Below are 11,774 nucleotides of genomic sequence, written 5' to 3'. Positions count from 1 at the left end.
CCCATTATCCTTTTCATTTTCATTTTCATTTTCATTTTACCCCTATTTTTTATTTTTATATCTTCTCACATTTAAATTATATATATACATATATTTTTTGTCAATAGTTTTTTTACATTTTTTATGACAAAATAATTATTAAAAAATACAGATAAGCTATTTTTTATATAACCTATCTGTATTTTTTGTGCAATATTATTTTATTATATATTAACTTTTTCAAATCTCTCTTGTCCGATAAATTTATTAATCTAAACATATTCCTCATAATAAAAACTGACCTTTTAAGTAAAGCTAAAAGGTCAGTTAATTTTATCTATTTATCTTCTTTTTTTGACTCTTCAATGATTTTTTCTGCGATATTTGCAGGTACTTCTTCGTATCTGTCAAATTCCATTGAGAATTCTCCTCTTGCATGAGTCATTGATCTCAAGTCGATAGCATATTCAAAAAGTTCTGAATGTGGTGCCTCTCCGATTACAAGTTGAGTTCCGTCTTCAAGCATTTCCATACCTAAAACTTTTCCTCTTCTCTTGTTCAAGTCACCCATTACATCTCCCATATAAATTTCAGGTATTCTTACTTCAACTTTCATTATAGGTTCAAGTAAAACAGGTTTTGCTTGTTCCATACCTTTTTTGAAAGCTATTGAGGCTGCAATTTTAAATGCCATTTCATTAGAATCAACAGGGTGATATGAACCGTCATAAAGAGTTGCTTTTAAATTCACAACCGGATATCCCGCTAAAATTCCTTTTTCAAGACAATCTCTAATTCCTTTTTCAACTGCAGGGAAGTAATTTCTTGGAACTGCTCCACCGAAAACTTCTTCAGCAAATTCAAATTCTTCTGTTGATGGTTCAAATCTCATAAATACATCTCCATATTGACCTGCACCACCGGATTGTTTTTTATGTTTACCTTGAACATCTGATTTACCTTTAATAGTTTCTCTGTATGCAATTCTTAAAGGAACGATATTAGTTTCAACACCATAAACATTTTTAAGTTTATCTAAAACAACTTGAAGTTGAACATTTCCTTGTCCACCGATTAAATGTTGTTTAGTTTCTACATTTCTTTCAGATACAAAACTTGGGTCTTCTTCATGTAATTTATGAAGAGATTGTGAAATCTTATCTTCATCATTTTTAGATTTCGGTTCTATCGCAAAATAAAGATTTGGTTTTGGATATTTAATCTTCTTGTAAAGAGTTTTATTTTGTTTATCACAAAGAGTATCTCCTGTTTCTGTTAAATTAAGTTTTGAAACTGCACCAATATCCCCTGCAACTATTTCAGAAGTTTCCAACTGAGTTTTACCTCTCAAGAAGAATAATCCTGCTGACTTATCCATTTCATCTTTTGTAGAGTTAAAAATTTCAGTATCTTTACTAATCTTACCACTCATAACTTTAAAAATTGAAATTCTTCCAACGAATGGGTCAACAATAGTTTTAAATACAACTGCTGAGAAAGGCTCATTTACACAAATATTTCTAACATTTTCATCTTCATTTCTAAAGCCTCTCTTTGCTCTCTCATCATTTGGAGCAGGCATATAATCTGTGATGATATCAAGTAACATATCAATTCCGGCACCTGTTATAGCAGAACCGCAAATCAAAGGAACAGCTGAACCGTTTAACAATGCACTTGTAACACCTTTCATAAATTCTTCGTGGCTAAACTCTTCACCGTCAAAGAATTTTTCCATAAGTTCGTCATCAGTTTCTGCAACAACTTCTACGATTGTATCATAAACGTGATTTACTTCTTCAACTCTTATTTCAGGAATTTCAACTTCTTTTCTTTCAAATCCATCATATTCATAAGCTTTTTTATTTAAAACATCAATAATACCTTTAAAATTTTCACCTTCGCCTAGAGCAAGAGTGAAAGGAATAACCTTTTTACCAAAAGCAATGTGTAAATCACTAACAACTTTTGCAAAATTTACATTTTCTTTATCCATCTTGTTTACAAAAATAATTCTTGGTAATTCAATATTTTCAGTATATTTTAAAACTTTTTCAGCTCCAACTTCTATACCGTTTTGCGCATCTAAAACAACCAAACAAGCCTCAGATGCTCTAAGAGAACTGTAAACTTCCCCACTAAAATCAAAATACCCCGGAGTGTCAATTAAATTTATCTTAAAGTCTTTCCACTCAACTGGTGCAATAGCAGTTGAAATAGAAACTCCTCTTGAAATTTCTTCTTTATCAAAATCAGTTACGGTATTTCCGTCCTCAACCTTGCCAAGTCTTTTTAAATTGCCAGTCTTATAAAGTAAAGCCTCACAAAGAGAAGTCTTCCCACTGGCACTATGCCCAACTAACGCAAGATTTCTAATCTTTTCTGTTGAATATGATTTCATATTTAATTCCCCCTAACATTTCGTAAATATAGATAAATTAATACCTTAATGATATTATAATATGGAAATGTTTTCAAGTCAAGTTTTTTTTATGAAAAAGTTAAAATAAAACACCCTTACAAATAGTTTTTTTATAAAAAAATTCCAGTATTTAATTTTAAAAACTGGAATTTTCATTGAATTTATTTAATTTTTTTAATTAATTGTAATATACATTCAAATACAATCAACAACAAAACATACAATACCATAAATTTTATGATATCTTGTTTATATACTATTAAAATTATCAAAAACGTTATAACTGAAATCAAATACTTTTTAAAAAATTTATTTACTACCATAATTAATATCTCTATTTTGTAAAATAAATTGCCAAAATATTAGATGCTAAAACAGCAATCCATAAGCTAACAAAATACTAATTTTTTTCTTAATTTTCATAACAAACCCCCAATTTTTATAACTTAAGTTAAAAAACGCTTTTGATATATTTATTGTAACATAGAAATAAAAAAAAAAACAATGTTAAATTTAAAATAACTCCATATATAATATATATAATTAAAACAAAAAAAGAGTGAGTTTAAACCCACTCTTATCTATGCTACTTCATTTACTTTTTCAGCCATTTTCTTTAACAATCCTGGATGAATTGCATTTGTAGGACATTTATCTGCAGCTTGTAAAAGTAATGTTTCGTCTAAGCCTTGTGTATAATTTACAACTGCTAGATTATTTTCGATAGTAAATGCCTCAGGATAAACTCTAGCACACATTTTACAACCGATACAACCAACTTTACAAGCATTCTTTACAACATTTCCTGCTGCAAAACTCTTACATTTAACCATAACTGTTTGTTCATAAGGAACTAAATCAATTAAGTTCTTTGGACAAATATCTATACATTTGTTACAAGCTGTACAATTTTCTTTATTTACAACTGCAAGTCCATTTATCATATCTATTGCATTAAATCCACAAACGTCTTGACAAGTACCACAGCCTAAGCAACCATAAGCACAAGTCTTACTTCCTCCTTGCATTGAGTTGTTTACCCTACAATCTCTAATGCCGGTATATATGTATTTTTCTTTTGCAAATTCTTTATCTCCTTGGCACATTACACAAGCTACCATTCTTTGAACTTCTCCTGCTTCTGTTCCTAAGATTCTTGCAAGTCTTGCAACTAAGTCGGCACCTCCAACAGGACAAGCATTTATTCCAGCTTTTCCTTCTGCAATAGCTTTTGCAAGTCCATCACAGCCTGGAAATCCACAAGCACCACAGTTTGCTCCTGGTAATTCTCCTCTAACTTGTGCAACTCTTTCATCAACTTTTACAAAAAATACTTTTGATGCGAATGCAAGTATCAATGCAAATAAAATACCTAAAATACTAAGTACCAAAACTGGTATCATTATTTCATTCATAATCTCACCTCTATACTAAGCCAGCAAATCCATAAAATGCTAAAGACATAAGTCCAATGGTAATTAAAGTAATAGGTACACCTTCTAAGTTTTTAGGAACTGCTGTTAATTCCATTTTTTCTCTTAAAGATGCTAAGCAAACAATGGCTAATAAAAACCCAAGTGATGCTCCTAAACCATTAAATATTGTTTCTAACAAATTATATTCTTTTTGAATATTTGTAATCGCAACCCCTAAAACTACACAGTTTGTTGTTATAAGTGGTAGGAAAACTCCCAGCGCATTATAAAGATTTGGACTCATTTTTTTAAGTACCATTTCAACAAATTGAACTAAAGTTGCTATTACAAGTATGAACACGATAGTTTGTAAATATTGAAGTCCTAAAGTATCCAATATTGTCTTTTGGATAAACCAAGTTACTGCACTTGAAATTGTGATTACAAATGTAACTGCCATACCCATACCAAATGCTGTTTCAACTTTATTTGATACACCAATCAATGGACAAATTCCTAAGAATTGTCCCAATACATAGTTATTTACTAAAATTGATGCAACTAAAATTTTTAATATCGTAGCCATTAGTTACCTCCTTCTTTTTTAGCATTAACTTTTTTATTTAAAATATTAAATCCTGCTACTAAAAGCCCAAGAATTATAAATGCTCCCGGAGCTTGTGTAATAACACCTATACTTACATAATTTTTCCCAAGAATCGGAAAACCAAACCAAGTTCCATTTCCTAAAAGTTCACGAACACTAGCTAAAACAACTAATGCGCAAGTAAAACCGATACCTTGTCCAACACCATCAATCATAGATGAGAAAACTGAATTTTTTGATGCGAAAGACTCTGCTCTTGCTAAAATCAAACAGTTTACTACTATAAGTGGTATGAAAAGTCCAAGACTTGCATTAAGTGCCGGTATGTAAGCTGACAAGAACATCTGTACCAATGTTACGAATGTCGCTATAATTACTATATAAGCCGGTATTCTAACCTTATCAGGAATAAATTTTCTAAGCATTGAGATTACTATATTTGAACAAGTTACTACGAATACTACTGAAAAACCCATACCAATCGCATTAACAACACTAGTTGTTACGGCTAATACAGAACACATACCAACTAATTGAACAAGTACGGGGTTGTTTGAAAATATACCATCAAAGAAAATCTTTTTTAATTTCATATTATCCCTCCTACTTTCCAACATCTGCTAAAGCATCTATTGCGGCATTTAAACCGTTTAAAACTGCATTAACACTTATTGTTGTTCCTGTTATTGCTTGAATATCATTGTCTTTGTCCGGATGCAAGTTTTTAACTAAATGTTCAGTAACTTTATTTCCAACAACGCTTTGTGCATATTCAGGAGTTGTTACTCTACTTCCAAGTCCAGGTGTTTCATTATGTTTTAAAACTTTAAATCCAACGATAGTTTGGTTTTCAATATTTATAGCCATAAGCATTGAAATATCTCCACCGTAACCATTCTTTCCTAGTGTTTTAAAAACATAACCAACTGTTTTATCTGATTTTTTAGCAATTTCTACTTTTTCTATATTTTTTATCTTTGTTTTTATTGAATTAAGTTTTCCTTCTTCTAAAGTTTCAAATTTATCCGCATCAGCAAAGACTTCTTTTAGAGCATTTTCATATTCTTGCTTTTCTCTTTGTTGAATAACTGGAGAAGTAAAACTATTTGCAAAGGCAAGAATTAAACCTGCGATTGCTGTAATTAAAAACAATCTTACTGTTAATCTAATAGTTTCTTTCATTATTTTTTAACTCTCCCTTCTCCAAAAACTTTAGGGATACAATATTTTTCAAGAAGTGGTGTAAATATATTCATAAATAGAATTGAATAACTTACCCCTTCAGGAAGTGCACCTAAATTTCTTATAAGGGCGGTAACTACCCCACAGCCTATTGCAAAAAATATTTGAGCTTTTCTATTTACAGGAGCTGATACATAATCAGTAGCCATAAAGAATGCCCCTAATACAAGTCCACCCATTAAAAGTTGAATTGGCAAATCTGCTATTGGTGTTCCAGTTAATGCTAAAACAACTGCTGTTGTTGCTATAAATACAGCTGGAATTCTAATTTGAATAACTCCTCTGTATAACAAATATCCAGCACCGATTAATAAGCATATTGTAGAAACTTCCCCAATACAACCACCTCTAACACCGATAAATGCCTCCAAGAAGTTAACAGGAGTTCCTTTTGACAACGGAGTTGCAAAAGTTGTAGCATCTAATGATGAATAAGTTGATGAATTTAATAAATTTGAAATTCCAGCATTTGGAGCAACATAATTACTCATAGCAGTTGGGAATGATGCCATTAATGCAGCTCTTGCAGCAAGTGCAGGGTTCATAAAGTTCATTCCAAGTCCACCATATAATTGCTTAACGATTATAATGGCGAACATACTTCCAAGCGCTACCATCCAGAATGGAATAGTAACAGGAACGTTAAATGCTAAAAGCATACCTGTAATAACTGCTGAAAAATCATTTATTGTAATAGGTTTATGAGTTAATTTTTCATAAAGATATTCTGACCCAACAGCAAATCCTACTGCTACTAATGTAACAAGTAATGCTCTAAGTCCAAAGAAATAAATTCCGGCAAGTAAAGTTGGAATAAGTGCAATAACAACATCTCTCATAACTGTACTAACTGTTTCTTTACTTCTCAAGTGAGGAGATGAGCCTACAAATAACTTGATTTGTGGTTCTTCATTACGTCCACCTCTAGCAGGTCTTTCTCTTCTTTCTCTAGCAGGAGTTTCTGAACCCTCTCCAGTAGTAGCTGTTCTTTCACGTCTTTCTCTTGCAGGACGTTCAGCTCTTTCTCTAGGTTCTCTAGGCGTTCTTTCACGTCTTTCCCTAACCGGTCTTTCTGTTTTTTCTTCAGTAGTTTCAGCATTTTCCACTACTTTGGAATTTTCTGTATTTTCTTCTGCAGCTGCTCTAGGTCTTCTCTCTCTTGGAGTTCTTTCTCTAGGCTCTCTTGCAGGTCTTTCTCTTCTTTCTCTAACCGGTCTTTCTGTTTTTTCTTCAGTAGTAGAAGTTTCTTCAACTTTTTCAGTTTCAACTTCCTTTACTTCCTCAACACTTTCAGTTACGACCTCAGTTTCTTTTACCTCAATGTCCGTTCCGTTTTCTAATTCAGAAGGAACTTCAACTTTTAAATCTTTTTCGTCCATAGTACCCTCCTTATGCTCTCTTTCCTTTACCTTGTTTTCTAACTTCAGCTTTTCCAAGTCTGATTGCTTCAACTAAAGGTCTATTTGACGGACAAATATATGAGCAAGAACCACATTCTATACAATCCATTAAATGTAATTTTTCAGCCTGTTCAACTCTATTTTTCAAAGTATATAGCTGTAAATACAAAGGCTGTAAGTACACAGGACAAATATCGACACATTTACCACATCTAATGCAAGGACTTACAGCTTTAGGTGCGCTTTCCTCTTGAGTCATAAAAAGTAATCCACCCATAGCTTTTCCAGTCGTAACATTTGGAGTGTATTGAGTTTCTCCCATCATAGGTCCACCGGAAATAATTTTTCCAGGCTCACTTTCATATCCACCGATAAATTCTACAATATCAGAAATTTTTGACCCAACTCTAACCATAACATTTTGTGGTTCTTTAAGAGCATGGCCTGTCATTGTAACTAATTTTTCATATAAAGGTTTACCATGTAAAACAGCATCATTAATAGCAATTGCAGTATTCGCATTTATTACTCTTATTCCAACTGCAGAAGTTGATGATCCAGACGGTACAACAATTCCAGTTGTAGCTTGGATAAGTCTTTTTTGGTCGCCTTGTGGATATTTAGTCTTTACAACACTAACAGTTACCTCAGGATAAGATTTTGATGCCTCTTGCAATTTTTCAATAGCTAAAGGCTTATTATCTTCGATACCTAAAATACCTTTTTTAGCCCCCATAGCTTTCATAGCAAGCAAACACCCCATCACAACCTTTTCAGGATATAATTCCATCATAAGTTGGTCACTTGTTAAATATGGCTCACATTCAGCGCAGTTTATTATTATGTAGTCTGTAATCTGTCCTTCTCTAGCTGTCAATTTTACATGAGTTGGGAACCCGGCACCACCAAGTCCAACAATTCCAGCTTCTTTTATGGCATCTAGTATGTCTGTTGCGCTTACTTCATCAATAGTTAAATTCTTTTCTTCATAGCCTAATTCGTCCAAACCATCATTTTCAATAGTTACCCCTTGGCATACAACACCGGTTGCAGTCATAATTTCATCAATAGACTTAACTTTCCCGCTAACACTTGAATGAACATTAGCAGAAATAAAAGCTGAGGCCTCACCAATCTTTTGTCCAACTTTTACCAAATCATTCTTACTAACCAAACAAGTAGCAGGCGCACCTGAATGTTGTGATAAAGGTATCGTTACTGTCTTTGGTACAAAACCGAAATTAACAGGTTTAGAATTAGTCAACTCTTTAAAATCGTGGATATGCTTTCCACCTTTAAAAGTGTTCACGCTCACTTTATTCACCTCTTTTTAATATCACAAATTTTTTTAAAATTTTTCAATAAATAAATCCTATACATAATCTTAAATTAAGATTAAAATTATGTTATGTAAAAAATAATTTTAAAAACTTGTATTCATAATTATTTTACACCATTTTTACTTCAATGTCAATTTAATCTTAAGTAGTGAATTGATAAAAAGTAGCAAATCATCTTAGATTTTTAACTTTAATTATAAATATTTTTTATTGATAATTATTTATTGATTATAGTATGAAATTTATTCTTAATTTTGAATCAATATTGATTTCTTCACAAAAAAACTCTGCTAGTTTTTCTAACAGAGTTTGGTGCAGAAAAAGGGACTCGAACCCTCACAAGCAATGCTTACTACCCCCTCAAGATAGCGTGTCTGCCAGTTCCACCATTTCTGCGTACTATAGGACTTGATTTCTCAAGTCCAAATATTAACTTAATCTATTTGGAAATACTTTACATTCCATTTTTTTAGCAGACGGACAAGCTGCGCAACCACCTAACGCAGTTTCTCTTAAAGTTTCAGGTAATGCGTTTCCAACTTCGTACATTGCCTCAACAACTTCATCAAATGGTACTATACATTCAACTCCTGCCATTGCAATATCACTTGCGACTAATGCGTTAATCGTTCCTGAACCGTTTCTAAGTGCGCAAGGAAATTCTACAAGTCCTGCAACAGGGTCGCAAACCAAACCTAAAACCATAAGCATTGCAAATGATGCTGCTATTAGGGATTGTTCGGGAGTTCCTCCATGCAATTCAACAATAGCTGCTGCACTCATTGCAGTTGCTGCTCCACATTCGGCTTGGCAACCTCCCTCTGCCCCTGAAATTGTTGCATTTGTTGCTATGATTCGTCCGACAGTTCCTGAAACTAAAAGTGCCATTAGCATTTCGTCATCTGTAAAATTAAATTTGTCTTGTATCCAGGAAAGACTTCCCGGTAAAATTCCAGCTCCTCCGGCAGTTGGTGCAGCTACAATTTTTCCCATACCTGCATTTACTTCTGAAGTTGAAAAGCCTCTTGCAATCGCAGTTACCATTGACTCGCCTAGAATACTTTTTCCACTTTGTGCATATCTTAAAATTTTCTTTGCATTTCCACCAGTTATTTTATATGGATTAATCTTATCATTTGTTATAACATCTGATGCTGATGCTTTCATTACATCGTAAGTTTCTCTTAGCATCTTTAAAAGTTCTTCTTTTGTTATATCCATTTCTTCTAATTGGTGTTCTAATGCGACTTCACTAATTTTTTTATTCTTTTCTTTACATAATTGTAATAATTGTGCTCCTGAAGAAATCATATAACCTCCTATAATGGTTTTAAAATCATACATTCTAACATATCAGGTAATTTACTTATCCTATAAATAGCCATTTCATCAATTCCACCGTCAATTTCCATAATCGCAGATGCAACGCCTTCTTCTCTATTCATAACCAAACTACCTATATTAATTTTATTTTCAGCTAAAATCGTACTAACTTGTGCAATCATTCCGTACCTATCATTGTACTTAAGAATTATTGTGTTATAAACACCACCAAACTTAACTTCAACGCCATTGATATTTGTAATTTCAATCGCACCACCACCGATAGATGAGCCTATTACATAAAAGCTTTCTCCATTAGGGTCAATAAATTCAGTTTTTACAGTATTTGGGTGTGCAAATAACAAATCCATAGGTACAAAAGAAAATTCTATTCCTCTTTCTTTAGCAATATCTAAAGCATCTCTTATTCTATCATCATCAGTATCATAACCTAAAATACCACCTACCAAAGCTCTGTCAGTTCCATGGCCTTGGTATGTGCTTTTAAAACTTCCATGTAAATGAAAAATTACTTTTTTTATATCTCTTGCATAAATGATTTTTGAAATACGTCCAAGCCTACAAGCTCCTGCTGTATGTGAGCTTGATGGACCAATCATTATTGGACCTATAACATCAAACAAACCATAGTTTTTCATTATTTTTTCTCTACTCCTTTAAAATTATTAAACAAATCTCCCTGTTTAAAATTATTTTTCTCCATTTTTTCTAAAATTTCATCTCTAATCTTCCACCAACTCGTGCTCCAATTACAAAATAGACTATTTTCTTCCGGAACACGACCGAGCAATCTTTGTAAAACTATTTTTTCATCTAAATTTCTCAAAAAAGAAATAACTAAATCGACAAATTTTTCTTTGCTGATTAATTCTATTTCTCCATTCAGATACATTTCTCCTAAAACCGTACCTTTTACGATATATAGAGAATGTAGCTTTACTTCCTCAACTTTAAGAGCAGACAGAATCTTTGCAGACTCCACCATATCAAGCTCATCGTCCCAAGGAAGTCCAACGATTATATGAGTACAAACCCTAAAACCGAAACTATGAATCAGATTAACTGCATTGATAAATTCAGCTAATGTATGTCCTCTATTAAGTTTTACTAAAGTTCTATAATTTACCGTTTGTAAGCCAAGTTCAAAATCAATTTCTAAATTTCTATTTTTTTGAAATTCTTTTAAAAATAATAATTGCTCCTCTAAAATACAATCCGGTCTTGTAGATAGTGAAATTCCAATTATATCCTCATCAACAACACTATCTTCAATCATCTTTTTAAAATCATCTATTCCAAGATATGTATTTGTAAAATTTTGAAAATATACAATAAATTTCTTTGCATTATACTTTTTAGAAATATAATTTTTATTCCTTAAAACCTGCTCGCGAACAGACATAGAAATATGGCAATTCTCAAAAGAACCGCCTTCTTCCCCACAAAAAATACAACCACCCGTTGCAATATTTCCATCTCTATTAGGACAGCTTAAATTAAGTTTAACAGGTAGTTTATAAACTTTTTCTCCATAAATATTTTTAAGATATTTTGAATATGTTCTGTAAAAATCTTCCTCTAACATTATAATTCCTTTAGAGCCTCTAAAACCTTAACTGCGTGGTCTTTAGCCTTAACATTTCTAAATTCCTTCAAAATATTACCCTCATCGTCCAAAATGAAAGTTGACCTAACAGTTCCCATATATTCTTTTCCACACATTTTTTTTAATTTCCAAACATCAAAATGCTCTTGAATAGAAATATCCTCATCAGAAACAAGCTCAACTTTTAAATTGTGCTTTTCGATAAATTTCTTATGACTTAAAAGAGAGTCCTTGCTAACACCGATTACAACGGCGTTTAACTTTTCAAACTCATCTTTAAGTTCACTAAATTGAATTGCCTCCAAAGTACAACCTGAAGTATTATCCTTTGGGTAAAAATATAAGATTATCTTCTTTCCTTTATATTTATCTAAAGAAAATTCACCATTCATTCCATTAAATTTTAAATTACAAGCCAT

11 protein-coding genes and 1 tRNA gene are annotated in these 11,774 nt (G+C 32.2%); all 12 read right to left on the bottom strand.

All coding sequences use genetic code 11. The features are described from left to right. Positions 1-316: 316 nt before the first annotated feature. The 12 genes from fusA to HMPREF3181_RS05730 all read right to left on the bottom strand — a co-directional run bounded on the left by fusA (position 317) and on the right by HMPREF3181_RS05730 (position 11,774). Positions 317-2,380, bottom strand: coding sequence for an elongation factor G (gene fusA, locus HMPREF3181_RS05785; protein WP_068474372.1), 2,064 nt, complete (start codon positions 2,378-2,380; stop codon positions 317-319). Between the two features lie 602 nt (positions 2,381-2,982). After that, positions 2,983-3,816: an RnfABCDGE type electron transport complex subunit B gene (locus tag HMPREF3181_RS05780; RefSeq protein WP_068474369.1), complete on the bottom strand. Its 834-nt coding sequence runs from the start codon at positions 3,814-3,816 to the stop codon at positions 2,983-2,985. 10 nt (positions 3,817-3,826) lie between these two features. Next, positions 3,827-4,402, bottom strand: a complete 576-nt coding sequence (gene rsxA / locus HMPREF3181_RS05775) for an electron transport complex subunit RsxA (protein WP_068474366.1) — start codon at positions 4,400-4,402, stop codon at positions 3,827-3,829. Further along, positions 4,402-5,016 carry an electron transport complex subunit RsxE gene (gene rsxE, locus HMPREF3181_RS05770; protein ID WP_068474358.1) on the bottom strand — a complete coding sequence of 205 codons (615 nt, stop codon included), beginning with the start codon at positions 5,014-5,016 and terminating at the stop codon, positions 4,402-4,404. The genes rsxA and rsxE overlap by 1 nt, the downstream gene beginning before the upstream one ends. Before the next feature lie 10 nt (positions 5,017-5,026). Then, on the bottom strand, positions 5,027-5,605 hold the full coding sequence (locus tag HMPREF3181_RS05765) for an RnfABCDGE type electron transport complex subunit G (protein WP_068474356.1): 579 nt from the start codon (positions 5,603-5,605) through the stop codon (positions 5,027-5,029). Then, complete coding sequence (locus HMPREF3181_RS05760; RefSeq protein WP_082713922.1) at positions 5,605-7,044, bottom strand: RnfABCDGE type electron transport complex subunit D; 1,440 nt, start codon at positions 7,042-7,044, stop codon at positions 5,605-5,607. Before HMPREF3181_RS05760 ends, HMPREF3181_RS05765 begins: the two co-directional genes overlap by 1 nt. Before the next feature lie 10 nt (positions 7,045-7,054). After that, positions 7,055-8,380 carry an electron transport complex subunit RsxC gene (gene rsxC / locus HMPREF3181_RS05755; RefSeq protein WP_068474353.1) on the bottom strand — a complete coding sequence of 442 codons (1,326 nt, stop codon included), beginning with the start codon at positions 8,378-8,380 and terminating at the stop codon, positions 7,055-7,057. Positions 8,381-8,715: 335 nt separating this feature from the next. Further along, a tRNA-Leu gene (locus HMPREF3181_RS05750) sits at positions 8,716-8,801 on the bottom strand. 33 nt (positions 8,802-8,834) lie between these two features. Continuing rightward, positions 8,835-9,716, bottom strand: a complete 882-nt coding sequence (gene sdaAA, locus HMPREF3181_RS05745; protein WP_068474351.1) for an L-serine ammonia-lyase, iron-sulfur-dependent, subunit alpha — start codon at positions 9,714-9,716, stop codon at positions 8,835-8,837. A gap of 8 nt (positions 9,717-9,724) precedes the next feature. Continuing rightward, positions 9,725-10,387 carry an L-serine ammonia-lyase, iron-sulfur-dependent subunit beta gene (gene sdaAB / locus HMPREF3181_RS05740; protein WP_068474349.1) on the bottom strand — a complete coding sequence of 221 codons (663 nt, stop codon included), beginning with the start codon at positions 10,385-10,387 and terminating at the stop codon, positions 9,725-9,727. Then, positions 10,387-11,334, bottom strand: a complete 948-nt coding sequence (locus HMPREF3181_RS05735; protein WP_068474347.1) for a tRNA modification radical SAM protein MnmL/YtqA — start codon at positions 11,332-11,334, stop codon at positions 10,387-10,389. The genes sdaAB and HMPREF3181_RS05735 overlap by 1 nt, the downstream gene beginning before the upstream one ends. Next, positions 11,334-11,774: a peroxiredoxin gene (locus HMPREF3181_RS05730; protein ID WP_068474345.1), complete on the bottom strand. Its 441-nt coding sequence runs from the start codon at positions 11,772-11,774 to the stop codon at positions 11,334-11,336. Before HMPREF3181_RS05730 ends, HMPREF3181_RS05735 begins: the two co-directional genes overlap by 1 nt.

It is taken from the genome of Parvimonas sp. KA00067, from assembly GCF_001553085.1.
Lineage (GTDB): Bacteria > Bacillota > Clostridia > Tissierellales > Peptoniphilaceae > Parvimonas > Parvimonas parva.
Note: the sequence above shows the minus strand (reverse complement) of the source record. Positions and strands in the feature narration are given on the sequence as shown.

Coding starts and splice junctions, on each gene's coding strand:
- fusA (WP_068474372.1), bottom strand. CDS start 2,380: ATGAAATCATATTCAACAGAAAAGATTAGAAATCTTGCGTTAGTTGGG.
- HMPREF3181_RS05780 (WP_068474369.1), bottom strand. CDS start 3,816: ATGAATGAAATAATGATACCAGTTTTGGTACTTAGTATTTTAGGTATT.
- rsxA (WP_068474366.1), bottom strand. CDS start 4,402: ATGGCTACGATATTAAAAATTTTAGTTGCATCAATTTTAGTAAATAAC.
- rsxE (WP_068474358.1), bottom strand. CDS start 5,016: ATGAAATTAAAAAAGATTTTCTTTGATGGTATATTTTCAAACAACCCC.
- HMPREF3181_RS05765 (WP_068474356.1), bottom strand. CDS start 5,605: ATGAAAGAAACTATTAGATTAACAGTAAGATTGTTTTTAATTACAGCA.
- HMPREF3181_RS05760 (WP_082713922.1), bottom strand. CDS start 7,044: ATGGACGAAAAAGATTTAAAAGTTGAAGTTCCTTCTGAATTAGAAAAC.
- sdaAA (WP_068474351.1), bottom strand. CDS start 9,716: ATGATTTCTTCAGGAGCACAATTATTACAATTATGTAAAGAAAAGAAT.
- sdaAB (WP_068474349.1), bottom strand. CDS start 10,387: ATGAAAAACTATGGTTTGTTTGATGTTATAGGTCCAATAATGATTGGT.
- HMPREF3181_RS05735 (WP_068474347.1), bottom strand. CDS start 11,334: ATGTTAGAGGAAGATTTTTACAGAACATATTCAAAATATCTTAAAAAT.
- HMPREF3181_RS05730 (WP_068474345.1), bottom strand. CDS start 11,774: ATGGCTTGTAATTTAAAATTTAATGGAATGAATGGTGAATTTTCTTTA.